Source organism: Bacteroides oleiciplenus YIT 12058, from assembly GCF_000315485.1.
In the GTDB taxonomy this organism is placed as follows: domain Bacteria; phylum Bacteroidota; class Bacteroidia; order Bacteroidales; family Bacteroidaceae; genus Bacteroides; species Bacteroides oleiciplenus.
Genome location: NZ_JH992940.1, coordinates 68,751 through 91,146 on the forward strand (window position 1 = coordinate 68,751; position 22,396 = coordinate 91,146).

Consider the following 22,396-nt stretch of genomic DNA (forward strand, 5'->3'; position numbering starts at 1 on the left):
GAGACGACAAAGAAGCGGTGGCCGCCGGGACGACGTAACCGGGCGGCTCAATCGGTAAGAATGAGAATCGTCGGAAAGAAACAATGTAAAAGTCAAAAAGAAACAATGAGTGTAAAGTATTCCCTTGCTCTGATGAGCACCAAACCGGGCGTTGAGAATGCCCCGAAGAAGTATTACGCCAAGGCGCAAGCCGACGGCGAAGTAACCATGGATGAGATGGCGGACGACATCGCCTACGCCACCTCGCTGACCGATGGTGACGCGTTGAACGTTCTGCGCGCCCTCATCAAGCAAATGAACAAGAATCTGGCTAACGGCAAGATTGTACGTCTGGAGAATCTGGGTTCTTTCCAGATGCAGATATGCAGCAATGGCGCCGAGACCGAGAAGAAGTTCACCAGTGCAAATATTACCCGCGGACATATTCAGTTCCGACCGGGAAAGTCCGTAAAGGCCACCACCCGAGCCGGAGAAGGTGGACTGACTTTTCAGAGGGTGCCCAAGAAAGGGGAGGCACCACTGAATCCCGGTGGGTCGGGAGGAGGCTCCGGAGAGGGGGGACTGGAGGAGGATCCTCTGGGGTGATGTATTGGTGATGTACTTTCTTTTGCCTTGATGCAAAAGAAAGATACCAAAGAAAAAATCAAGGCTGCACTTCCGGTGCTACTCCGACACTGCCATGCGCAGACGGGGCTCGAACTCGCTTCGCTCAGACAATCGCCCCTTACCTGCGCCTGACAGTGCCTACGCTGACGCCCCTACAGTGAGGCCGGAAAACCTTGCGGCGTGAGAGTGCAGTATATAGAAATAGAATATGATATGCATACCTATCATAATCATTGCGCAGCTGCCTGCACCGCGCAGCCTTCGGGCATAGGCGTAGGTGCGTGAGCGTAGGCGCTGTCAGGCGCAGGTAAGGGGCGATTGTCTGAGCGAAGCGAGTCCGAGCCCCGTCTGCGCATGGCAGTGTCGGAGTAGCACCGTAGACTGAGCCCGTGCCCTTTCTTTTTGATACTTTTTCTTTCGGGCAAACGAAAGAAAAAGTATGAGTATTATTAAAGCGTAGAACAACAACATGAAAGACGAAGATAAATTGAAGATAGAAAAAAAACACGCTGGCGGCATCTACCTGAGCGACCTTGCCCAGCAATACTTTCCGAACAGCACATCACGGAGTGCAGTGAACCAACTTCACCGTTGGTTCTTGCTGAACCCCCAACTTACCCGCCGGCTGCAAGAACTCTACTACCGCCCCCGGCAAAGGGCGCTGACGCCCCTGCAATATGAAGCAGTGATAGAGTTCCTGGGCGAGCCGGGCTGCTAATACCTGATTTTGTTCCTGCAATCCCAGTTCAGCCCCTGCCATCGTTCCGGGTTGTCCCGCCAGGCTTGGGCGGGGTTGTCGTAGTGTTCCAGCTCGTCGGAGAAGATGTCGTGACGGCGGAGTTCCGAGTTGTACTCGGCATACCGCCGTTCGTACTCCGTGCTCTCGATGTCCGACGTGTGTGCATACAGCCAGTCGGCCAACTCTTCGATGTGGTCGGTGCTCTTTTGCAACTTCACCTCCAGTCGGCGGCGATAATCGGCATCATTGCCGTAGCGTTTCACAAATCCCATGATAAACCTCCTTTTCTATAATAGTTAATCGTTCAAGTCTTCCCCATAATACTTGGCCGCCTCCTCGGGCCAGATGTCAAAGTGCCCCTTCGGACCAATGAAACGCCCCTTGGAGTGTGCACGGTATCCCTCCACATAAATCTTCAGCGAAGCATCGAATGCCACCTTCTTGGCACTGCGCCCTTCAGGGCTCCGGCCGCTGGCATGGCTGATGAAGATGAGCAGTTTGTTGCGGTGCTGCTCGCGGAACTTGATGTACTGGGCATACGTCATCTGCGTATATTGAAAGCTGTCTATCACTACGAAGTCGGGCGCTTTCTGGCGTTTCAGGCGCAGACTGAGTTCGTCCAGCGGCTCGGCATCCAGCAACAGGAAGCGGCGGTTCACGTCCTGCATGTTATAGCGTTTCAGCGTGTTCTGCATCGTCAGGCAGGCGCCTTCCTCCAGACTATCGTAGGCCACGCGGCCGAAGCGGCACAGCTCCTTGCAGAGCTGCATCACGAAAGAAGTCTTCCCGTTTCCGGTGTTTCCCCACACGAGCCACACGCCCCGGCGTTCGGGAGTGCCGAAAGCATCGTGCCATGCACCCTCAAAGGCAAGTGTGCTGAACTTCATGCTCAACACCTCGCGCACACCTTTGGCGTTGCGTGCAAAGGTCTTGGCGCTGTTCCCTGCTTTGCTCATGCCCGTCCTCCTTCCGTCCGTTTGGCTTCGAGGATGCGCTTGCAGGCATGCACCACGCGCTTCACCCGTCGAAGGTCGTACTCGCCCTGTGCAGCTTCGCGCTGCACCCGCTTTATCTCCGCCATGTCCGTCAGTCCGTTTGCCCGGCAGATGGCGTAGACGTCTTGCTCGGTGGCCACGTTTATGTCGAAGAACTTGCGGCCGATGCGGCTGTGTATCTCCTTATACCCCTTCTTGTTGTAGCGCAGGCCGTTCTCTATGCGGCGTTTGATGTAGTTGGTGGAGAGGAAGACGATGCCGCTCTTGTTCTCCAGCCGGTTGTAGATGCTGATGAAGTAACTGAACACGGAGTCAGTCAGCTTGTCGCCCTCGTCGAAGATGATGAGCGGGTTGTTGAGGAAGGTGATGAGGGAGATGGCATAGTCCAGCGTGTCCCGCAGGTTGGTTCCGTCGGTGGGGGCGCCCACCTGGCGGGCTATCTCGCGCACGAAGTCGCTCTTCTTCATGTCCTCGCTGCAAAGGAGGTAGAAGACGTTGCGGTGTGCGCGGCGGTACTCGATGGCGGCGGTGGTCTTGCCGCAACCTGCGTCGCCCACTATCCAAGTGGTGTTTTTGTAGGCCTGCGCGTCGGTCATGGCAAAGGTGATGCGCGAAAAGGTGCTGCTCTCGGTCAGCGTCCAGCGTTCAAGGTTGAGGCCTATCTGTGTGGCTATCCGGCTGAACATGTCGTCGCTGATGTTGGCGTACTTCGAATGGCAGATTTGTGATACCGTGGCGGTACTCACTCCGTTCAGGCTCTCGCCGGCACGATTCTGCGAGGGGTAGTTACTGCAATATTCCATCAGGGCGTCACGGATAGAGTCCTTATCCTGTTTGGTAAGTTCTTTCATGGTTTGAATGATATTTAAATGATTACTGAATGATACCTAATTGTTGAAAAAACTTTGGTAAAAGTCCGCTTCCGTCAGTTGAGACGTTGCTTTGGTATATTCGCCCACGGAGGCGATACCTTGAGCCTCTTCTTTCTCATCCTCTTCTTCCTCTCCATACGTCTCTTCATACGTTCCGGGACCCATCCCCTCAGGAAATTCTACAGGCGGGATTAATCTTTCGTCCGCATACTCTTCGCGGTAGTGCTCCATGCCTTTCTGCGAGATGCCTACGGGACGCGGTATCCTCAGCCGGACGTAGGCCTCGCTGATGCACTCTTCCAGCATCAGCTCTTCGCAAGCGATGTGGTGGGCGGCGCGGGCGCGTTCGTTTTCGCGTATCTGGGCGAATAGGAGCGTGTTCTCCTCCGGCGTGCGGTCGGCCGTGGCGCGGTGGATGACGACTTTCGGCGTGGCGGTAGCGGCATAAACCAGTCCGGAGGGAGTGGACAGCCAAAGCTCTATAATCGTCATGTCCTGCGGGTCGTAGCGGTAGTGGAAACTGTTGCCCACGTTCTGAATGTGGAAATTCATGTCCACCAGTCCGTCTTCGGCATACACCATATAGCGGTATTGCCGGCGGTTCTGTTCGAAGATGAACCCCTGCTTGCTGTACTTCACGCTGTCCCGGCTGACGAGCTTGAAGAGTTCCTGCACCTCGTAGGCATCCAGCAGTTCGGCGTTCGGACTGTTGAAGGTGGTGTACATTTCCATGCGCGTCATTCCGGTTTCCGAAGTGGGGTGCTCCATGTCGTTCCACTCCCGGCGGCAATGGATATATTGTTCTTTCATCTCCTCCAGCGTGGGCAGTTGGGCTATGTTGGCCATCACAAGGTCGAGGTTCACGTGGCTGTTTGCCTTCACGGCGGTGATGTTCTGCCCGGTGAAGTTATACAGCTTGTGGAGCACCTGTTGCTGGAAACGCCCGAAGGCGCTCTCTATGCTCTTGGACTGGCCGTTGTGGGGCATGGTCGTCTTGTGCAGGTGGCATATCTTGCCGAAGAAAGCCTGCGCTTCGGGCTTCTTGTGGCCGCCCTGGTTGTCGGTCACTATCTCGTGCGGCTTCACCTTCCAGGTTTCCAGTGCCATGCGGTAGGCGTCGTATTGGGTGAGGAAGTTCTCCGCACCGAAAGCGTAGCCCAGAAAGACTTCCGTGCAGGCATCCATCACTTCATACACGTCGATGGTGCGCGCCACCATGCGCTTCTGCTTTTTGTCGTACACCTTGTAGTAAAGATTGAGCTTTGTGCCGTCGCCATACCACAGCGTGTTCGGCATTTCCGGCAACTTGGTGTCGAACTGCGGCATGAACTCATTCTTGAAAGCCACTTCACCATGAACAGCGGCATACCACCACAACTTGATGCTGGTCTTGTAGAGGTAATTGTTCACCGTCTGCGGAGACTCAATCCGGTTCAGTCCCCTTATTTCCGCCTGCCGGTTGTACTCTTCAAATATCTGCATATCGGTGTATACCGGAAACCTGCTGCGCTTCAGCTTCAGCAACAGCCGCCCTTCGCGCGCACCGACCTTGCGGGCGGACTGGTTGCCCGAATTGCCATTCACAAGCACCTGATAACCATAGCGTTTGTATGCATCGTATTTCTCCAACAGGCGCGGTATGCTCCGGGGCAGTGTGTGCCCGTATTGCCGCCGCAGGTGCTCGCAAAGGGTGAGGAGAGTGTTGCGCACCAACTTCTTGTTCCTGAACCCGCAAGTGCTGTGCCGGCAGGTCATATCCGCCTCTTTGGCCCTCATGGCGTTCAATACTTTGGCATTCAGTGTGTATTCCGCCTGCCGTTCCAGTGTGATTTTCGGGGTGTGCCTTTTGAAGAACTCCACAGCTTTGCTGTCACTGTTCAGACGTTCGTTCATGGGTAGTTGTGGTTGGGTGAGCTGCTCTTTGGCCCGGGGATTCCTTGCGTCATAAGCTGTGCGGATGGCCTCCGGCAGACTTTCATAGGCAATTTGCGCTTTCCGCCCGTTGCCTCCTCTTCTGAGTACGCGGAACTTTCCGTCGCGAACATGTTTTTTGTAATTCGCCTGGCTCATTATTCCGCTCCCTACGAGCTCGTCAAACGTCACACACGGTGTCTTTCCAAACATTTCCATAGTCAGAGATTTTATCTTTCAAGAGTTCTTATTCATGAAATATTCAATATCGAACCAGGCGTACACTCCCGGCAAGTGCATCGCCTTGCGCTCATCGCCCGTCTCGTCTTCCATATCGAGGCAGATTTCATTATCCTCTACCTGCATCAGGCAGTCATATTGCTGCAACAATGCCGCCAGCTCCGCGAGAAATGCCCGCTCTTTACCTGTCAGTTTCCTGTCCATATCACATTTCTTCCATTACCACTGCCTTTACGGTTTCTCCCTTCGCATTCAGTATCCTCACTGTCTGCGGACCCTTTTCCTCATCACTCAGCAACTTCGCTCCAAGCTGCGTCAGTGCCACATGCCTCATGCGTGCCGCTTCCAAACTGTTCCGTTTGAAACTCATCGCCAGACTGACGGTAGGTCTGCTCACTTTAAATACCTTCATAAGGTGAGTATAAGCTTCACCCTTTTTCTTCGGATTTTCCCATTCTATTTTCTTCATACTATAAATAGTTTAATTGTTCGTCTGTCACTATTCTTTCTTGTCATGGGGTCATTTCTCTATTTTCCCATGGCAAATATCTTCCATCAACCGCCCTTTCCCTTTTTCATATTCTGCTCTTTGATTATTGTTTTTATGCGCCTTTTTTCGTTTCTTTGTGCGCTGTAAACGTTTAACCTGATGCAAAGGTATACAGTATTCTGTACCAAACAAAAGGAGATGATATTTATTTTTACAGTAAACTGTATTTTTATATGCTAAACGAGCTCTCTGTACGCTTTCTGAAGGTATTGGAATACCTGATTAGTGGAAAGTATGTATCTGACAACAAAGACTTTGCGTCTAAGATATCAGTCAGTGCCTCTTTGATTACTGAAATTTCAAAAGGAAGGAGTAATGTTGGATTAACGGCTATCCAAAACACTGTATTGGTGTTTCCTATTGATTCAGATTGGCTTCTCACCGGTCGTGGTTCTATGCTTCGTGACAGTGAAGAGTCGGGAGCTGCATCGGGTTCTCCTCAGACCGCCCTTCTGGCTACACTTGAAAGCGATTCTTTCTTATATAAGATGTATAAAGAGAAGGACGATGAGAACAAATCCCTCATCGAAGAGCTTGGCGGTTTGAAAGAACGTATCCGTCATCTTGAATCCGAGCTATCGCAATATGACTCCCAACCGGAAAAGTATAAGGAGCATCATCCGGTTTTAGCCTCGTCGGAGACTGTGAGACCTGCTACTATAAAGTAACACTTTGCAGCCGACTCCGATCCTGCCGATTCTGTCGTTGTCCTTTTAAGCAGATTACGGATTCATGTGATAATTAATCTGCATACCTTGTGTCCCTCTGTGAGCTTTCTTTTAAGCAGATTACAGATTCATGCGATAATTGCTAAGTGTGCAGTAATTGGCAAATATGCAGTCGCGCGCACATTTTCGTCGTAATAATACCATCTAAAACGCGTATAGTGATTAAAGTTCAACCAATTATATCAATTTCGCACTCCTATTCCTTCCTCTGCGATACTGTATCATCCCCCTGTGAAAATCCCTTTAAATCGTTTAAAGATGCCACATCGAAAGAAACATCACTTCAAGGATACCCTGTTTCTCAACGATAAAAAGTATCTCCAACCCCAGCCTCAGTAATTGATCGATACATCATTGTATTCCCAACCAGTATCCCCAACAGTATCCTCAACTCCCCATTTAACAGTTGTGCTATTCCCGCATCCTTATCCTCCTTTTGTTTATTTCTGCATTTGGTAATAATGATGTAAGTCTTGTGCGACCATTCGATTTCATTTCATTCACAAGTGGTTATCCTACTTAATTCGTTGAATATTAGAGGCTATTCTGTGCTTTACTCTCTATTGGGTTTATATACAGGATGTTTTGTTTCTCTTAAGAAGAAGACGGATAATAAAAAAGAGGGGTTACCACCCCTCTTTTCCAACTTCAAAGCACGGACACTCCTTTGTCCACTCCATCGGCTCCACCTCCCCATTCCCATTCACGTCCGGACTCAAATCCCGGTGTCCCACAACCTTTGCCTCCGGATAATCCATCTTCAACGCCCGCACCAGCACCTGTAGGGAATGCTTTTGCCACTCCGTCCGGGTATCCTTTGCCATTCCGTAGCAATCCAGACCACCCTCATAGCATATTCCGATACTGTGAGCATTGTAGCCCTTCGCGTGGGCACCAACCCTCTCGACCGGGCGTGTGGATCTGATATCACCATTCCGACGCACGTAGAAATGATAGCCAATGCCATCAAAGCCGCGAAGGCGGTGAGCGGTGTCCAAGTCCTGCTCGGTAAAGGGACGGTCCTCGCAAGTGGCACTACAATGAATGACAATTAAATCAATCTTTCTCATACTTATGGATTCATCGCATTCGCACTAAAAGCGCCTATTATAGCCGAAGCCACTGCAATAATTACTTTTAAAATCTTGTCCCAAGTCGTTTTTTTCATGTAAATTAGTGATTAGTGATTAATGGTTAGTGATTAGTGATTAACGGGCTGCGCAGCCTTTCATTTTTCATTCTTAATTTCTAACGCCGAAGGCGTTAGAACCTATCCCAGCGGGTCTTCTTCCAGCCCCCCTTCTCCGCTACCGCCGGAAGAAGAACCGCCGCCACCGGTGGACGAGCTGCCATCTTCCGTCACCAATTCGAAGACAATATTGTTTGGCATTCCTTTGGTGGTGGCGTTGCTGTCATTGGTCAGCCGCAAGGTATTTGCCACCTTGAAGCGGATGTTGACACGTTCGATATTCTTCACCGTGCAGTCCTTGGCCACTTCGGTGGCACGACATTTAAAAGTGGTATGGAAAATTCCGAAACCGTCCAGGCGGACACTGTTACCATCGGTCAGAGTTTGGCGCATTTGGCGGACGATGGCTTTGCCTACGTGCTCCACATCTTCGGCCGACATTCCACCCAGTGCTTCGATGTCCTGGGCAATGCGCGCAAGACTGAAGATTTTAGCATCTTTCGTCTTACGTCTCAGGGTGAAAACCATCGGGGAAGCTGCGTCGCCGATTTTCTTGTGGCGCTTTGTGCGCACTACTAAAGCATTTGACATGTTGAATAATGTTTTAATGGTTAATAATTAATTTCTCAACGTTGATGGGACAAAGATACAGCGTGGGAGCGGGGAGGACGGAGTTAAGTGAAGGTAAGCGGAGTTAAGTGAAGAATAAAGGAGAATAAAAAAAGGGAACCCTAAGGTTCCCCAAAAACATTGACAATAAGTCTCACTTGTGCAGGCGTATAATGTTTACTCCTGCATTTCATACCCGTGTCCAGCAAGCTCTGCTCCAGTCCGGGAGCTGTGCATATCCATTTGTTGAACTGGTTAACTGCAGATTGTTGGCAAACTCCGTGAATGTAACACAGTGCCAATTCTCCTTTCCCGTAAGTACGTATCGGGAAGTGGGCATCAGGTTTCGGGTCATCTTCTGTTTTCATACCTTGAAGTTTAAGTTGTTTACTGCTTTTAAAGATGTACAAATGTACTGATTTTTAGTTGAATAAGCAACCCTGTTCCGCTATATTTTTCAACCAATTTTCATTGTCGAATTTTGTATTTACCGGTCCCGGTTTATCCCCGTCCGGACCATGTACGATGTCTTCCTCACAAGGCCAGTAGCGGCCGTTCAAGCGATTGTAGACGAACTTGGCATCCGTATTAGCACTGCCCAGATGCTTGAAACGAACTTTGTCGATGTAGACGGTGACGAGCTGCTTGGCATCGTCGCGACTTACACAGAGGCAGTAATCGGACATATTACCGAAGTTGGCCGAACCATTGATGTCGTTCATCTCCACCCGGCGCAGTTCGCCGGTGGCGGTGTTGCGGTTCATCTTGCGCGGGTGTGCCACAAGGATGACCAGGCATTTGTGCTGCACGGCGAAGCGGTTCAATTTGCCTAGCAGTGAAGTGATGTACATCAGTTCCGTCTGCCCCGGCTCCAATTGTTGGTCCAGGCGATTCAGCGGGTCGATGACGAGGATGCGCACTCCGCGACGATACACCAATTGGCGGGCCTTTTCCAGAATATGGTCAATGGTGCAGGCATCGGTGCCCGGCAAGATGTGCGTCACATTGGCTGTCAGCCAGTTCACAGAGTGGTTGTATAGCTCTTCCGTCATGCCTGGCACGGGGCCGAATTGCAGTCCGGTCAACTTTTCAATCAGCTTGGCATGATGGTAATTGACTGGTGAGTTTTCGGGGCTGAAGTAGGCTATTTTCCACCCGTGGCGCAGGCAGAGGCGCAGGACGAGTTCGTCGATGAATTCTGATTTTCCGTGACCCGGGCTCCCTGTTGCCACTACGGAACGCCCGGTTTCGAAGGTGCAGTTCGCGTCAAAGTTGTCCCAACCGGTATCGGCGCCGCGGCACAGCCCGTTTTCGAAGAGCGCACGCAGGTCTTCCCGGTAGTCCTCGGCGGTGAATACGCCTTCCAGTGGGATTTCTTCAGCTTGCGCCAGGGTGATGAGCAGGCTTTCTGCGCCATAGCGGATCAGATGCTCATTGGCGTCCTTGCATCCGGGGCCGAAGTGTACCAGGCGGCAACGTTCCGCTCCCAGGCGGCGAACGAGTTCATGGCGTAGCGCTTGTCCGGCTCCATCCTCGTCGGCAGCGATGTAAATCACTTTTTTTTGTTCGAAGTGCGTCTCCACAAAGCGGTCCATCCACGTGAGATTGCTCTGTGCACCGGCAGGTACGGAGATGACGTCTTTCCGTCCGGCGCTCATGAAGGCGCAGGCATCAAATTCGCCTTCGGTGATGATGCACTCCGGGGTGTCGGCAATGGCGTCGATGTTGTAGGGGATGAGTTCGGCACCGGTCACCATCTTGAAGTGCTTCAGTGCGCTGCGGTACTTGGTATTGATGAGTATGCCGTTCTCGAAGTAGTTGAAACATAGGCAGTTCTCTATTTCATTGTTGCCCGGTAGCTTGGTGCATTCTTCGGTGATGCGCAGTTCTGCGAGTAGGTTCTGGGCGAGACAACGCTCTTGTGTCCAGTATTTCTCCAATTTCTCACTCAACTTTGCTTTTGCGGGGTCGAATGTGGGACGGCGGAAGTGCGAGGGTAGTTGGCTGACTTTCCGGAGTTGCTCTTGGCGCTGTTTTCGTTGGCGTTCTTCGGCATCGTCAGGCACGTAGAGCTTGTAGCCGCAGTGATGGCAGTAGCAAACTCCTTCGCTCAGGTTGACGGCGAGCGATTTGTCTCCTTTGTGTCCGCGGGTGTCGTTGCACTTGGGGCAGATAGTTTTGATCTTGCCGCTGTTGCGGCCTTTGGTATCGATTCCGTACTGGTGAAAATTTCTCATTGTTCGTTTGACTGTTTTAAGTTTATTTTTTTTAATCGTTTGCTAATGCCGCACTTCAACATCCGCGATGCCACATTTCGCGGGTGCCGATGCCACACTTGGATGTCCACGAAGTGTGGCATTGGCTTTACTGAGGTGTGGCATTGGATGTGTTCAGGTGTGGCGTTCCCCCAGCTCAAGTGTGGCGTTTGGGACGCTTAGGTGTGGCATTTGGCGAACACCATGAGTGTGTTGTTTCGTTCCAGAAGGCTGTTGCGTCCGGTCGGGGTGGGGCGTCATCGGGGATGGGGCAGCCCAGGTAGGTGCGTCGGCCGTTGACGAGCTGTTCATAGCGATGAGGGTCGGGTGGGGCGGCAGATTGCTGCTTGGCGTCGAGGGCAAGGAGGGTTGTACGCAGGGCTTGAGAGGTTTGCCCGGTCTTTGTGTAGTTGACGAAATAGCGGCGTGCATCGCTCTGTGTCAGTAGGTCGTGCCATTTGTCGTAGATTTTGATATGCTGTTTGAAGCACTCTACGGCCTCCTTGATGTGGCGCATCAGCAGCGTTCCGTAGTCACTTTGCATACAGACCGCTTCCAGCCAGGGAGTTCTTTCCGCCAGCTCGTCCACCAGCTCCTGCCAGGGACATACGGGTTGCAACGCCGGTTGCGGACGACCGGAACCATCGCAGACGGTCAGCGAACCATGGCGGACGATTGGAAAATTAACATCATGGTCAGCAGCAGTTTCTTTTTCTTTTGCTGATGATGTTATTATATCTTTTATATTCTCTTTAAATGAATCCGGCGTTTGTTTTGCAGATTTGTTGTTTTCCAGTGATTTAGCGGCATTTTCGGGTTGATTTTCTGCATCATTTCCAGACGTTTTTTGCTGTTTTTCGTCATTTTTTGGCTTGGAATCGGTAGATTTTCCGTCATTTTCCGCCGCTTTTTTCTCTCTCTTTTTCACGGGATTCAGTTCTTCGGCGGAGAAATATCCGTCCTCTTCGAGTTTGAAAAGCTGGTATTCCAGAATGATTTTTGTAAGGTAGGCAAAGGAGATTTTTTTGCTGCTGCAGAAAGGGCGCAAATATTCCAGTTGCGCTCTGGGTTCGGGCAGTAGTGCCAGTTTTTCAATAATAATCCAGTAAGCTCCGAGGCCCTTCAAACCCTCTTCTTCGGTCAAGTTCCTCATTCGGGGGTCATTCATGGCCATAAGCGAATGCTGCAGATAAAAGTTTCTTTTCATTTTTTATGTTTATGATTAGTTGAATGTAGTGGGAAAATTCTTGCGCAAAGCGGGGTTGCTTGTGGCGGCGACGGCGTTTTTTCGTAGGGTTTTCCTTTTTTGACGGTGCAAATATAAGCAATCAATAATCTCAAATGGGCCAATTTGGGTACGGTATTTCTTTGCTTTTTGTATTGATATATAACAAAGTACGTTCTCTGAATAGTCAAAAAACGTACTTTTGCTAAATGATGTTAATGAGGGCTATTTTTTTATTTTTTCTTATTTTTCATAGCTTCTTCTATTCTTTTGATCTTATTCTTGATGGGGGCTAACTCCTTGAATTCCCGAAAACTAGTATCATTGTCTCTTTTGTATAACGTTTTGAGAACCTTTTTAAAGATTTGGGTTAAAACTAATCTTTTGTCTGTGTGCGTGGTTGTCCCATCGAATGTCCACGGTTTACTGTCTTCAACTTGGACGGTAAGTTTGAATTTTTTTCCATAATAATCATTTTTTTTGAACGTGGCAAAGGTAGACATAATCTGAGGTAAGTAAGGATGTTTGAAGGAAAAATTTCTTTTTATTGTTTAGGAGAAATAAGTCCGCTAAAAGTACCGCGGATAACAGCTATTGCCAGTTGGAATTTTCCTTTTAACAGATATACCATTGCTTTTTTAGGAGCAGCGATGAGGGTAATGTATAGGCATGACAGATTTTTTTTATTTCTTGGTGCATTGCGGCGAGCATACAGAATGCGCGCGCGAGAGAGATAGAATTCTCTTAGGGGAGTTCCCTTTTTGGCTGTCATACTTTCTTTATGATAAACTATGGCTGCTGGTTCATACCATAGTTTATAGCCGGCATGTTGTATACGTGTTGACCAGTCGAATTCTTCATAGAAAAGGAAATAAACTTCTGCCATAGGACCGACTTGTTGTAAAACTTCACGACTCACCATCATGGCAGCACCATGAAGAGAAGCTGTTTCATTGGCTATCTGAAAGCAAGGCTGTTCTTTTTCCATAAATCCGATGGAAGAATTGCGTAGCGTGATAGGGGTGAGTGGAGTGAATCCTGCATATTGCAGCGTATCGGGAGCTTCGGCAAATTTTAACATCGGTGATACCCCCCCATTCTTGGCATCAGATTGTAGTCGTTGTACTAAAATGGCCAGTATAGGTCCTTTAATAATGGTGTCGTTGTTGATAAAAAATAGATAGACTCCCTTTGCCACAGCCAGTCCTGCATTGTTTCCTCCGGCGAAGCCGTTATTTACATTCCGCACTACTTTCACTTCCGGATGAAGCTTTTCAATTTCTTCTGCTTCAGGTTTCATTGAACCATTATCTACAACTATCATTTCATAGGGGTAGGTTTCGTGTCGATAAAACGATTCAATCATTTCACAGGTGTCATGCAACCCATTGTAGTTGACAGTGATGACAGAGACGAGAGCTTTCGTGCAGTTTTCCATTTCCCTTTATCTTTACTTATGTCGCAAAGATACATTTTCTCTATTGATTTTTTTTCTTCGCTATTGGAATATATGCGAAAAAAATGGTTTCTTTGTAGAAGCAACCAATTGAAGGTGTTACTATATGAAGAAAACAAGGATAGCTTATTGCATTCCCGCCCTTTATTATCCCAGTGGTATGGAGCGTGTTCTTACGTTAAAAGTCAACTATCTGGTTCAACACGGATATGAGATTCATATCATCCTGACAGATGGAGGGGATAAGCCTCCTTATTTTCCTTTGGATCCTTCCATTAAATTACATCAACTGAATATTGACTTTGAAGAACCTTATCGTTATGCGCTTCCTCGCCGGGTATGGCTTTATCAAAAGCGTATGCGAATACTGAGAACAAAACTAAACGAATGCCTTTGTGCAGTGAAGCCTGATATTACTGTGTCACTGTTGCGACGTGATATAAATGTTATTAACCGTATGACCGATGGTAGTGTGAAGATGGGAGAAATTCATTTTGACCGTATCCATTATCGTAACTTCAATATTTCCTGGTTGCCTTCCTGGCTTAACACCTACATTGAACGTTGCTGGATGAAATCATTAATACGTGAACTATGTCAGTTGTCGAAGTTTGTAGTGCTGACGCACGAAGATGCTGCTTTCTGGCCCGAATTGCAGAATGTTTGCGTTATTCCTAATCCTGTGTCCTTTTTTCCTGACACTATTTCTGATTGCACTCATAAGCAAGTCATTGCTGTCGGGCGTTATGTTGCGCAAAAGGGTTTTGATCGTTTAATCAATGCTTGGCGTATAGTTGCAGACAAACATCCTGATTGGATTTTGAAAATTTATGGAGACGGACACCTGCGTGACCAGTTGCAGAAACAAGTGGAGGAACTGAGATTGACGAATAGTTGTTTCCTTGAGCATTCTGTTTCAGATGTCGTTTCTAAGTTTTGCGAAAGTTCTTTGTCTGTGTTGAGTTCACGTTTCGAGGGTTTCGGATTGGTCATTGTAGAAGCGATGTCTTGTGGGCTTCCGGTTGTAGCTTTCACTTGCCATTGTGGGCCGCGTGATATTATTTCTAATGGGAAAGACGGCCTTCTGATTCCTGAAGGGGACATTGCAGGGCTTGCCGATGGCATCAACCATCTGATTGAAAATGAAGAATTGTGCCATGAGATGGGGCAAGAAGCACGGCGGAAAGCAGCCGAATACAAGATGGATGTTATTGGCGCGCAGTGGATTGAATTATTTGAGTCATTACTTTCTCATCCTATGTAGGATAGAGATAATTAATATAATTTGATTATGAGTTGGTACAGTCGATATTTACAGGTTTATGAGAAAAGTTTCGATGAGGTGGCTTTTGCCGGAATCATTTCGGAAGTACGTTCCAATTTGAAACAGCTTCAAAGCGCTACGCCTTTGGTTACAGTCTCCATTATTGCATATAATGAAGAGAAGCATTTGCTGGCTTGTTTGTGGGCATTGAGCGAGATGAAAACCCGTTATCCCATTGAAATCATTGGGGTAAATAATGATTCTCAGGACCGTACTGCTGATATTTACAGTGCTGTTGGCTTACCATTTTATACAGAGTTACAGCATAGCTGCGGTCATGCCCGCCTTTGTGGACTGATGAATGCACGTGGAAAGTATCATATAAATATTGATGCAGATACACTTTATCCCCCCACTTATGTAGATGCTATGATTGAGGTTATGGAGAAGAACCCTGATGTGATGGGGGTTAGTGCAACATGGGGCTATTATCCTGATAAACAGCATTCGCGTATCGGGCTTCATCTATATACACTTTCTCGTGACTGCTACTTGTGGTTGCAGTCTTTCAAGCGTCCTGAACTTAGCGTTCGGGGCTTAGTGTTTGCTTATCGGACAGAGGAGGCAAGAAAGGTCGGCATTCGCACTCATATCATCCGTGGTGAGGATGGGGCCTTGGCATTCGGTCTTCGTGAATATGGTCGTCTTGTTTTTCTTAGAAATTCTAAAGTGCGTGCTATAACAGGATATGGGACAGTAGGTGGGGGCTCCTTGTCGGGAAGCTTTTGGAAGCGGGTGTTGCAAGCGTTTACGAAGATAAAGCATGTATTTACATCAGCTAAGGAATATAAGGATGAAGAATCGAATTTGATAAAGAAGTGATTTTTTCTCTATTTATTTTTAATAATATATCTTTGCATGAAGAGAATTTATTGATTTAGATAAACAATGATAATAAATAAACAGGAGTCTCAAGCACTTAACATCACCCGGTTTGTGATGAGTATCTTTATCGTGTTTTTTCACGCTTATACATCGGTACAAATATATGATTATTGGAAAGATCTTCCTGTGTATAGAGGTGTTACACGTTTCTTCTCATTGCAAATTGGTGAGATGGGAGTACCCGTGTTTTTTCTAATATCAGGCTATCTTTTCTTTGGCAAATATCAGCAGACGTGGATGTGTTATAAGAGTAAAATACAGAAACGTTTTTACTCATTATTCGTACCATATATATTTTGGAATGCTTTTATTATTGCTGCTTATTATGTAGCTGAATCAATTCCGACGATACAAACTTTGTTTAACGAGGGTGGCAAGTTAGTACATGATTTTGATTTGCATGATTTTCTGTTTGCTTTTTGGTCGCATAAAGGGGGAAATCCTATTCTTACTCAGATGTGGTTTGTCCGTGACCTCCTTATTCTCATTATATGTGCGCCTATTATATACCTTTTGGCACGCTATGCCAAATTTGTAGCTATACTCTGTTTTGGTTTTATATGGTTCGCAAAATGGGAAGTTCCGAACTGGGAGAGTGGTCTTCTTTTTTTCTTCATAGGTGCTTGTTTTAGTATATATGGCAAAAGTTTAACAGAAGAGGTGCGAAAGATAGCGCCGTCTCTTTTTATTCTCACTCCATTATTATTGCTGGCAGACTTTTTATTGAGTGGAACCACCACTGGTTTTTATGTGCATCGCACACTGATTTTTGTAGGGGTATTTTTTATTATTGCTTTAGTAACAGTACTGATAGAGAAGTCAAAAATACATGATATTGTATTTTTGACTTCTGGCAGTTTTTTTCTTTACATCATTCACGACCCCATGATTCGTTTTATTCGTAAGTTTACTCTTCGCTGGGTAGATCACACCAGTGAATTTCAGGTGATAGCTATATATTTTGCAGCGGTAGCAATTGATGTTGTTGTTGCTTATTTCGCTTTTTGGTGCTTACGAAAATATGCGCCCGGTTTCTTAAGATGGTCGACGGGAGGGCGATGAAGTGTAGTTGTTTTTACTTATTGAAGATATTTTAGTAATACATTGATTTCTCTTTGATAGGATAACTGTTTTACATCATAGTCCTGATATGTGTCTGTATTAATAGTACCATTTACAATTAGTGAAAGAAGGCGATTCAAATCTGTACTATCTTCTTGTTTTACGAAGGAACCGTATTTTTCTTGTTCAATTAAATCAGCTGCACCTCCTACATTTGTGCTGATAATGTAATTCCTGAAACGTTTGGCTTCATTCAGAACAATACCGTAGCTTTCCCAGCGTGAAGTGCATACAAAAACTTTAGCCCGGTTGTACCATTCCCATAAATCTTTTTTGTTGTTTATTTTTCCTATAAAGACGATTTGTTCCTTTTTCTCGGGATATTTTTGGTAGAAATGTTTTATGGCTTGATGAAACTTTTCTTCTATGGGACCTATTAAAACAAATTTCCATGCCTTTAGTTCTATGTGCTCCAATGCAGCCAGAATCATTTCAGTGTTCTTTTGATGACTACCCAAGCGCCCTACAGTAATTATCAGATTTTCCTTTTGTTGGAATTCCTTCTCTGAAATCCCGGATGTGACAAATTCCTCTTCATCAAAGGCATTAGGCATCAGGACTAGTTTTTGACTCATCGGTTTACTGAATTCGCTATTGTTACGCAGGAAGTTATAAGCTTGGGAGGTCTCACATGACAATACATCTACATTTTTTAAGCAACTTGTGTACAATATCTTTCGTAAAACTTTTCCTAAAAAAGTATGTCTTGTCAGATCCCATTCCTGACCAGAACTTGTATCCAGCTTAATGTAAACTTGCCCACGTTTGTTCAATAGTTTATAGAGTAAAATATTGATTAATGTTTCCAGTTTCCAGTGAAAACACATCAATAAATCAATGCGTGAAGCATTCTGAAACAAGTATTTTATATAAACAGGGATTCTCAGGTATGGATTATGTCCTAATGGCTTCTTGGGAAATTTCAGTCCTTTCTTGGATAGAGTAGGAATGAGCTCGGCTATTTTCTCGGAGTAGCCGCAACAGATTTCTGTTTGATAGTCTAAAGCCTTTCCTAAATAATAGGGTACTAATACTACATCTTTCCCAAACTCTAATGAGTCAAGTTTTCTCCAAAGAAGTGTCAGTTTCTTTTTCATGAGTTTTAAATTTTAAGCCAGAAAACAATCCAATTTTTTAAGTTGACGTATTGGGATAGATGTAAACGTTGGAAGCGACAGTAAGTTTCTATTTTCTCAAGTGTTTTCATCTTATGGCCTAACCAAATGACAGAATTTAGTGTCTTCCTTAAATATAAGTCAATAATAGCGTTCCACTCAGCATGTTGCTGTACCCAACTGCGTATTTGTGTACAAACTAAAGTATACCCCTCGATATTGTGCATACTAAAACTTGTCGCCATAGTCGAACTATTTCGTATTCTGCGCTTAAAAAATGGTCGCGGTATGTAGCCGACCCGATGAGCATTCAACATGATTTGTACCACAAAAATAGTATCTTCGTGGATTACTCCGGAAGGGAATCCTCCGAAATATTGCTTGAGGAAAGAATGTTTGGTAAAACATAGCCAGGGAACAACATAGAAAGTGTCATGTTCTAATTCGTGATGCATTAGCTCTATTCCATTCCAAATTTTTTGTTCGTCAATTTTTCCTTTTCTACAATAGTTGAAAGTACTTGGTGAAATGGGAACTTCATATATGGTTTTTGCATCGAAAGTAACAAAGTCAAGTCCTCTTTTTTCGCACATTTCGTAACATTGTCTTAAGGCATCTGTATCTAGGATGTCGTCACTATCCATGAAATAAATATATTGGCCGGTAGCCAGTTGTAAACCATTGTTGCGCGCTACGCCTTGTCTCTGATTAGGCTGGATAAGAAATTTTATTCTATTGTCTTTCCTAGCATATTCTTCAATAATATGTTGACTGTTGTCTGTGGATCCATCATTAATAAGAATGATTTCCAAATCTTTCAGCGTCTGGTTACAGATGCTATCTAAAGCGTCATACAAATAAGCGGCTGTATTATAAACAGGTATAATAACAGAAACTTTGACAGACGAATTGATAGCAGAACAATTATTCATCATTATATAGTTTTGATGCCGGACAAATGTAATAAATCTAATTAGATTTTTTTCTATTTCTCCGGATAAATATCTTGTCTCCTAGGCGTTATTCTACTCTAAAAGCCTTATCTTTACCTGAAAGATGAGAATCAATCTTTATTTTTATTATTGAATTGTTTTTTGAACTATGATTTATATCCGATTAAGTGGCCGTTTTGGTAACTATTTGTTTCAAATAGCAGTTGGTGCTTCCCTTGCAAAGAGGTATGGTACGGATTTTAAGGTGGTAGTAGCTCCTGATACAGAAGCAATAACTACTATCAGTGATGAATCGATGTGGGAGTATGTTTCTTTTTTTAAAGAAAGTATTTTTCGTGAAATAGAATTTGTACGTGAGGCTCCAGTTGATATTCCTTTATATAGTTGGCGAGATTTCCCATACAAGCCAATTCCTTATGAAGGAAAAGATTTGCAGGTTGACGGGTATTTTCAGTCTTATAAATATATTGATAGTGATTTAATGCGGCAATTGTATGCTATGCCTGAAGAAATAGGGGATAAATTGGAGCAAAAATATGGAGAGATTTTGAAACAAACTTTTACTTGCATTCATGTACGCCGGGGGGATTATCTCAAGTTACCTCATCGTTTTAGTATCTGTTCTTTGGATTATTTTAGAAAAGCTATTGAACAAATAGGAGAAAATACACTTTTCGTAATAATCAGTGATGATTTGAAGTGGTGTAAGAAGCACTTCAAAGAACAGAATTATATGTTTGCAGATAAAGGTAACTCTATGTTGGAGGATTTCTATTTGCAAAGCCTGGCTACAAATAATATAATCAGCAACAGTTCTTTTAGCTGGTGGGGAGCTTGGTTGAATGCCAACCCGGATAAGAAAGTGTTTTATCCGACTCCGTGGTTCGGGCCGCACTATTCTCATTATGATACATCCGATTTATGTCCGGATTCTTGGATTCCTTTACCCAACCGAACCCCGCTTCTGTATCAATTGAAGTCGATATGCATACGACTGGAGATGAAAATACGGCATCGATTAGAAAGAAAGTAATAGATGATTAACGTTCGCGAATTCTTTTTTGGATTTTATTTATGATGTCGTATTCTTTACGCCATTGTATATAACTTCCCCATAAGAGTAATGTCAGAAAGCTTTTTACGCAAAGGCTTATCAATATATTCCAATTGGTCGAATAGAAGGAGATAAGATATAGTAACCCTCCTATGAGCAGTGTGACAAATAAGGGGGAGGTGAACTGTTTGTACAAATGTAATATATTACGATGGAACTGATAGTGATAGAGCTGCCAATAGCACTGCATGAAACTCAATATGTAGGATATCAACATGCTATAGGCAAAAGCCTCCAAAGTGCGGAAAAATAGGATACATATTAGGAATCCAGTGCAGGTGACAAAGGCTGTAAAGATGCCGCAGATGAAAAGTCCGCGTGTATCGTTACTGCTTTGGAAGAATGAACCGGACGATGACATTACGATTTGCAGCCCAACGCTCAGTGAAAGTATTTGAAAAGCGGGTATGGAAGGTTCCCATTGGGGGCCAAATACAAACAGCATTAGCTCGCGTCCGCAGAAGAAGAGGAGGATGCCTAAAGGGAAACCGATAAATGCCAGTAGCCGCACCATGCGCTCGTTAATAGTAGCCAATCTTTCTTTTTCCTTTTGATAATCACTCAAAATAGGATGTAATACAGGAGTGATGACATAGGTAATGTTTTGTATGGGCAGAGACATCAACCGATAGGACTTTTCATAATAGCCGAGTGGTGCCATACCGATATATTTTCCAATCAGCATCTTGTCTAAATTGCGAATGAAGTAACTCATTACACTGAAAAAAAATTGATACATGGAATAGGCCCATATTTTCTTGAGGCTATCTATGCCCCATGTCCACAGGAGTTTTTGGGGATATTTTCTTAGAGAAATGAAGAAAATCAATGCACTTGACAAAATAGGCTGGATAAGTAATGTATAGAGACCGACTCCCATTAAAGCCGCTACAATAGCAAGAACACCTACCAATATTTGAATGATGAAAGTTCGCCATGCGATAAACTTGAAGTCTTTATCTTTGAAAAATAAAGTATTAGGTACGGTTCCGGCTGATGCAAAGAACAAGTTCACTGACAGAAGTTGGCAGATAGGGAGGAGTCGGTTGTCTTGATAGTAGTCGGCGATAAAATTTGTGGATAAAAAGAATAATGCGCTTAGTATGATTCCTATCCATACTGTAAACATATAGATTTTGTTTATATCTGACGATGTCAATTCCTTGTTCTGAACAATGGCCGAAGAAATTCCTATATTGGTGAAGATGCTGAAGAAGTTGATAAAGACAGTAGCAATAGCCACAGTACCAAAATCGTCGGGACACAATAGGCGTGCCAGGATAGCCATTACAACTAATGATATGACCAAGCCTGAATATTTAGCTATTGCCGTATAGAATACTCCAGAGAGCATCTGCTGTTTAATATTTGCCATAATTAGTCTTTCTTTTAGGAATGAACTTATATACTATCATACACTTTTTTCATTTGTTCCTTCCATGATAGATTTCGGATCGAATCTCTGATTTCTTGTGGAGGAAGCGTTTGCTTTTTGCAAAATGCTATTACCTTTGAAATTTCGATTGGAGTTTCATTGGCTGGTGCTTTCAGTATATAAGGCATTCTTTCAAAATCATCGTCTGTTTCTGAATAAATGAATCCGAAACCTCGTGCTGCATATTCCCGGTTTTTCAATGTTTTAATATTTTGTATACCACTGCGGTGACGGGCCAGACTACCGACCGCAAAATCAGCTTTTTCAAAAAGTGCATCTAATTCGTTTCCATGTTTTGCACCATGAAGAACCACGTAGGGAGATAGCCCGTATGTGTGAATTGGCTTTTCTATTTCTTGTCTCTCTCTCTCACCTGAAAGATTGCCTACAATGTGAAAATATACTTTATAAGTAGGATTTTGTGTATAATACTCTTTTAATCCGTTTATTATCCGGTCGAAGCCATGCCAGAAGTGAATTTCAGCAACGCCTATTAAATGTAGCTCATTCTCCATTGTATGTATCTGCTGACGTAAGGGGATGGAGCTGAAATCAATCCCATTGGAAATGCGGATGGTACGCTGCCCGAAAATCATGACATCATTGGAAAAGGTCACTATGGCATTTAATTGTTTACATAAATCATGACGGAATATCTTGTCTATACATAAGTTTAACTTCTGGTCAATAAACTCTTGATCATAAGGATAGGTTGGGATTTCCAATACGACTTTGGCTCCTAATTTTTTAATAGCCTTTACAAGGTGTATCGTGAATGGATTGGCATTATGGTAATAACGGATATATACTAATGAAATCTGTTCTTCTCGGATGTAACGAATGATAGGGGCGAATGATATTCTTTTTTTTATCTTTGCAATGATGCCTTTTCCCAGATCTACCAGGATATTATTATCAACCATCCACTGTCTTTCTCCGTTTTCACAAACTTCATAGTAGCAGGTATGTACGTCTAAGCCACATTGCTTAAGTGCATTTACTTGATATCTAATTTTCTTACTGATACCATTGTATTCCTGGAAACCATAAAAAACAAGAAATAATGCTCGCAT

General features: G+C 45.0%; 25 protein-coding genes. 8 read left to right on the plus strand and 17 right to left on the minus strand.

Annotation, left to right across the window (positions count from 1 at the left end):
* Positions 1-105: 105 nt before the first annotated feature.
* Positions 106-585, plus strand: coding sequence for an HU family DNA-binding protein (locus tag HMPREF9447_RS00275; RefSeq protein WP_009127192.1), 480 nt, complete (start codon positions 106-108; stop codon positions 583-585).
* A gap of 490 nt (positions 586-1,075) precedes the next feature.
* On the plus strand, positions 1,076-1,324 hold the full coding sequence (locus tag HMPREF9447_RS00280; RefSeq protein ID WP_009127193.1) for a DUF4248 domain-containing protein: 249 nt from the start codon (positions 1,076-1,078) through the stop codon (positions 1,322-1,324).
* Here the strand turns inward: HMPREF9447_RS00280 and HMPREF9447_RS00285 are convergent.
* The 4 genes from HMPREF9447_RS00285 to HMPREF9447_RS28985 are packed head-to-tail and all read right to left on the minus strand — an operon-like array spanning position 1,321 to position 4,139.
* Positions 1,321-1,617 carry a hypothetical protein gene (locus HMPREF9447_RS00285; RefSeq protein WP_009127194.1) on the minus strand — a complete coding sequence of 99 codons (297 nt, stop codon included), beginning with the start codon at positions 1,615-1,617 and terminating at the stop codon, positions 1,321-1,323. The genes HMPREF9447_RS00280 and HMPREF9447_RS00285 overlap by 4 nt on opposite strands.
* A gap of 24 nt (positions 1,618-1,641) precedes the next feature.
* Entirely contained in the window at positions 1,642-2,301 is a 660-nt protein-coding gene (locus HMPREF9447_RS00290; protein WP_009127195.1) for a P-loop NTPase family protein, read from the minus strand.
* Positions 2,298-3,191, minus strand: coding sequence for an AAA family ATPase (locus tag HMPREF9447_RS00295; RefSeq protein ID WP_009127196.1), 894 nt, complete (start codon positions 3,189-3,191; stop codon positions 2,298-2,300). Before HMPREF9447_RS00295 ends, HMPREF9447_RS00290 begins: the two co-directional genes overlap by 4 nt.
* 36 nt (positions 3,192-3,227) lie before the next feature.
* Positions 3,228-4,139: a hypothetical protein gene (locus HMPREF9447_RS28985; RefSeq protein ID WP_244267567.1), complete on the minus strand. Its 912-nt coding sequence runs from the start codon at positions 4,137-4,139 to the stop codon at positions 3,228-3,230.
* Here HMPREF9447_RS28985 and HMPREF9447_RS28990 point away from each other — a divergent pair.
* Positions 4,131-5,111 (plus strand): hypothetical protein, encoded by a 981-nt coding sequence (locus HMPREF9447_RS28990; RefSeq protein WP_244267568.1) that lies wholly within the window; start codon positions 4,131-4,133, stop codon positions 5,109-5,111. The two genes, HMPREF9447_RS28985 and HMPREF9447_RS28990, sit on opposite strands and share 9 nt — an antisense overlap.
* Before the next feature lie 249 nt (positions 5,112-5,360).
* On the opposite strand, the gene HMPREF9447_RS00305 is transcribed toward HMPREF9447_RS28990, so the two are convergent.
* Together HMPREF9447_RS00305 and HMPREF9447_RS00310 are read right to left on the minus strand one after the other, a co-directional pair.
* On the minus strand, positions 5,361-5,567 hold the full coding sequence (locus HMPREF9447_RS00305; protein WP_009127198.1) for a hypothetical protein: 207 nt from the start codon (positions 5,565-5,567) through the stop codon (positions 5,361-5,363).
* A gap of 1 nt (position 5,568) precedes the next feature.
* Complete coding sequence (locus HMPREF9447_RS00310) at positions 5,569-5,832, minus strand: hypothetical protein (protein ID WP_009127199.1); 264 nt, start codon at positions 5,830-5,832, stop codon at positions 5,569-5,571.
* A 254-nt stretch (positions 5,833-6,086) separates the two neighbouring features.
* Between HMPREF9447_RS00310 and HMPREF9447_RS27330 the strand changes: the two genes are divergently transcribed.
* Complete coding sequence (locus tag HMPREF9447_RS27330) at positions 6,087-6,581, plus strand: hypothetical protein (RefSeq protein WP_009127200.1); 495 nt, start codon at positions 6,087-6,089, stop codon at positions 6,579-6,581.
* 686 nt (positions 6,582-7,267) lie between these two features.
* Here the strand turns inward: HMPREF9447_RS27330 and HMPREF9447_RS00320 are convergent.
* The 7 genes from HMPREF9447_RS00320 to HMPREF9447_RS00350 form a co-directional block, all read right to left on the minus strand.
* A complete protein-coding gene (locus tag HMPREF9447_RS00320; protein ID WP_009127201.1) occupies positions 7,268-7,711 on the minus strand; it encodes an N-acetylmuramoyl-L-alanine amidase in 444 nt (147 codons plus the stop codon).
* 2 nt (positions 7,712-7,713) lie between these two features.
* Positions 7,714-7,809, minus strand: a complete 96-nt coding sequence (locus HMPREF9447_RS28275; protein WP_009127202.1) for a smalltalk protein — start codon at positions 7,807-7,809, stop codon at positions 7,714-7,716.
* Positions 7,810-7,911: 102 nt separating this feature from the next.
* Positions 7,912-8,421 carry an HU family DNA-binding protein gene (locus HMPREF9447_RS00325; protein WP_009127203.1) on the minus strand — a complete coding sequence of 170 codons (510 nt, stop codon included), beginning with the start codon at positions 8,419-8,421 and terminating at the stop codon, positions 7,912-7,914.
* 140 nt (positions 8,422-8,561) lie between these two features.
* The gene (locus HMPREF9447_RS00330; protein WP_009127204.1) at positions 8,562-8,807 is read right to left on the minus strand and encodes a DUF4248 domain-containing protein; all 246 of its coding nucleotides are present in this window, start codon (positions 8,805-8,807) and stop codon (positions 8,562-8,564) included.
* A gap of 54 nt (positions 8,808-8,861) precedes the next feature.
* Positions 8,862-10,676, minus strand: a complete 1,815-nt coding sequence (locus HMPREF9447_RS00335; RefSeq protein ID WP_009127205.1) for a bifunctional DNA primase/helicase — start codon at positions 10,674-10,676, stop codon at positions 8,862-8,864.
* Positions 10,677-10,851: 175 nt separating this feature from the next.
* Positions 10,852-11,847 carry a DUF4373 domain-containing protein gene (locus HMPREF9447_RS00340; protein WP_244267569.1) on the minus strand — a complete coding sequence of 332 codons (996 nt, stop codon included), beginning with the start codon at positions 11,845-11,847 and terminating at the stop codon, positions 10,852-10,854.
* 616 nt (positions 11,848-12,463) lie between these two features.
* The gene (locus HMPREF9447_RS00350; protein ID WP_009127208.1) at positions 12,464-13,357 is read right to left on the minus strand and encodes a glycosyltransferase family 2 protein; all 894 of its coding nucleotides are present in this window, start codon (positions 13,355-13,357) and stop codon (positions 12,464-12,466) included.
* Positions 13,358-13,481: 124 nt separating this feature from the next.
* Here HMPREF9447_RS00350 and HMPREF9447_RS00355 point away from each other — a divergent pair, with 124 nt between their 5' ends.
* From HMPREF9447_RS00355 to HMPREF9447_RS00365, 3 genes are all read left to right on the plus strand, one after another.
* Positions 13,482-14,639, plus strand: coding sequence for a glycosyltransferase family 4 protein (locus HMPREF9447_RS00355; protein WP_009127209.1), 1,158 nt, complete (start codon positions 13,482-13,484; stop codon positions 14,637-14,639).
* Between the two features lie 27 nt (positions 14,640-14,666).
* The gene (locus HMPREF9447_RS00360) at positions 14,667-15,521 is read left to right on the plus strand and encodes a glycosyltransferase family 2 protein (protein WP_009127210.1); all 855 of its coding nucleotides are present in this window, start codon (positions 14,667-14,669) and stop codon (positions 15,519-15,521) included.
* A 66-nt stretch (positions 15,522-15,587) separates the two neighbouring features.
* Positions 15,588-16,646, plus strand: coding sequence for an acyltransferase family protein (locus tag HMPREF9447_RS00365; protein WP_009127211.1), 1,059 nt, complete (start codon positions 15,588-15,590; stop codon positions 16,644-16,646).
* A gap of 17 nt (positions 16,647-16,663) precedes the next feature.
* Here the strand turns inward: HMPREF9447_RS00365 and HMPREF9447_RS00370 are convergent, their stop codons facing one another.
* Both HMPREF9447_RS00370 and HMPREF9447_RS00375 read right to left on the minus strand, forming a co-directional pair.
* Positions 16,664-17,803 (minus strand): glycosyltransferase family 4 protein, encoded by a 1,140-nt coding sequence (locus tag HMPREF9447_RS00370; protein ID WP_009127212.1) that lies wholly within the window; start codon positions 17,801-17,803, stop codon positions 16,664-16,666.
* Between the two features lie 5 nt (positions 17,804-17,808).
* Positions 17,809-18,756 carry a glycosyltransferase gene (locus HMPREF9447_RS00375; RefSeq protein WP_009127213.1) on the minus strand — a complete coding sequence of 316 codons (948 nt, stop codon included), beginning with the start codon at positions 18,754-18,756 and terminating at the stop codon, positions 17,809-17,811.
* A 166-nt stretch (positions 18,757-18,922) separates the two neighbouring features.
* Between HMPREF9447_RS00375 and HMPREF9447_RS00380 the strand changes: the two genes are divergently transcribed.
* A complete protein-coding gene (locus HMPREF9447_RS00380; protein WP_009127214.1) occupies positions 18,923-19,807 on the plus strand; it encodes an alpha-1,2-fucosyltransferase in 885 nt (294 codons plus the stop codon).
* A 7-nt stretch (positions 19,808-19,814) separates the two neighbouring features.
* Here the strand turns inward: HMPREF9447_RS00380 and HMPREF9447_RS00385 are convergent, their stop codons facing one another.
* Both HMPREF9447_RS00385 and HMPREF9447_RS00390 read right to left on the minus strand, forming a co-directional pair.
* A complete protein-coding gene (locus HMPREF9447_RS00385) occupies positions 19,815-21,263 on the minus strand; it encodes a lipopolysaccharide biosynthesis protein (protein WP_009127215.1) in 1,449 nt (482 codons plus the stop codon).
* 26 nt (positions 21,264-21,289) lie between these two features.
* On the minus strand, positions 21,290-22,396 hold the full coding sequence (locus HMPREF9447_RS00390) for a glycosyltransferase family protein (RefSeq protein WP_009127216.1): 1,107 nt from the start codon (positions 22,394-22,396) through the stop codon (positions 21,290-21,292).

Excerpts from the sequence above, each read along its gene's own strand:
- HMPREF9447_RS00325 (WP_009127203.1), bottom strand. The coding sequence starts at position 8,421 with ATGTCAAATGCTTTAGTAGTGCGCACAAAGCGCCACAAGAAAATCGGC.
- HMPREF9447_RS00305 (WP_009127198.1), bottom strand. The coding sequence starts at position 5,567 with ATGGACAGGAAACTGACAGGTAAAGAGCGGGCATTTCTCGCGGAGCTG.
- HMPREF9447_RS00320 (WP_009127201.1), bottom strand. The coding sequence starts at position 7,711 with ATGAGAAAGATTGATTTAATTGTCATTCATTGTAGTGCCACTTGCGAG.
- HMPREF9447_RS00355 (WP_009127209.1), top strand. The coding sequence starts at position 13,482 with ATGAAGAAAACAAGGATAGCTTATTGCATTCCCGCCCTTTATTATCCC.
- HMPREF9447_RS00380 (WP_009127214.1), top strand. The coding sequence starts at position 18,923 with ATGATTTATATCCGATTAAGTGGCCGTTTTGGTAACTATTTGTTTCAA.
- HMPREF9447_RS00310 (WP_009127199.1), bottom strand. The coding sequence starts at position 5,832 with ATGAAGAAAATAGAATGGGAAAATCCGAAGAAAAAGGGTGAAGCTTAT.
- HMPREF9447_RS00290 (WP_009127195.1), bottom strand. The coding sequence starts at position 2,301 with ATGAGCAAAGCAGGGAACAGCGCCAAGACCTTTGCACGCAACGCCAAA.
- HMPREF9447_RS28275 (WP_009127202.1), bottom strand. The coding sequence starts at position 7,809 with ATGAAAAAAACGACTTGGGACAAGATTTTAAAAGTAATTATTGCAGTG.
- HMPREF9447_RS00370 (WP_009127212.1), bottom strand. The coding sequence starts at position 17,803 with ATGAAAAAGAAACTGACACTTCTTTGGAGAAAACTTGACTCATTAGAG.
- HMPREF9447_RS00285 (WP_009127194.1), bottom strand. The coding sequence starts at position 1,617 with ATGGGATTTGTGAAACGCTACGGCAATGATGCCGATTATCGCCGCCGA.
- HMPREF9447_RS27330 (WP_009127200.1), top strand. The coding sequence starts at position 6,087 with ATGCTAAACGAGCTCTCTGTACGCTTTCTGAAGGTATTGGAATACCTG.
- HMPREF9447_RS00350 (WP_009127208.1), bottom strand. The coding sequence starts at position 13,357 with ATGGAAAACTGCACGAAAGCTCTCGTCTCTGTCATCACTGTCAACTAC.
- HMPREF9447_RS00360 (WP_009127210.1), top strand. The coding sequence starts at position 14,667 with ATGAGTTGGTACAGTCGATATTTACAGGTTTATGAGAAAAGTTTCGAT.
- HMPREF9447_RS00390 (WP_009127216.1), bottom strand. The coding sequence starts at position 22,396 with ATGCGAGCATTATTTCTTGTTTTTTATGGTTTCCAGGAATACAATGGT.
- HMPREF9447_RS00330 (WP_009127204.1), bottom strand. The coding sequence starts at position 8,807 with ATGAAAACAGAAGATGACCCGAAACCTGATGCCCACTTCCCGATACGT.
- HMPREF9447_RS00335 (WP_009127205.1), bottom strand. The coding sequence starts at position 10,676 with ATGAGAAATTTTCACCAGTACGGAATCGATACCAAAGGCCGCAACAGC.
- HMPREF9447_RS00340 (WP_244267569.1), bottom strand. The coding sequence starts at position 11,847 with ATGAGGAACTTGACCGAAGAAGAGGGTTTGAAGGGCCTCGGAGCTTAC.
- HMPREF9447_RS00365 (WP_009127211.1), top strand. The coding sequence starts at position 15,588 with ATGATAATAAATAAACAGGAGTCTCAAGCACTTAACATCACCCGGTTT.
- HMPREF9447_RS00295 (WP_009127196.1), bottom strand. The coding sequence starts at position 3,191 with ATGAAAGAACTTACCAAACAGGATAAGGACTCTATCCGTGACGCCCTG.
- HMPREF9447_RS00385 (WP_009127215.1), bottom strand. The coding sequence starts at position 21,263 with ATGGCAAATATTAAACAGCAGATGCTCTCTGGAGTATTCTATACGGCA.
- HMPREF9447_RS00375 (WP_009127213.1), bottom strand. The coding sequence starts at position 18,756 with ATGATGAATAATTGTTCTGCTATCAATTCGTCTGTCAAAGTTTCTGTT.
- HMPREF9447_RS00280 (WP_009127193.1), top strand. The coding sequence starts at position 1,076 with ATGAAAGACGAAGATAAATTGAAGATAGAAAAAAAACACGCTGGCGGC.
- HMPREF9447_RS00275 (WP_009127192.1), top strand. The coding sequence starts at position 106 with ATGAGTGTAAAGTATTCCCTTGCTCTGATGAGCACCAAACCGGGCGTT.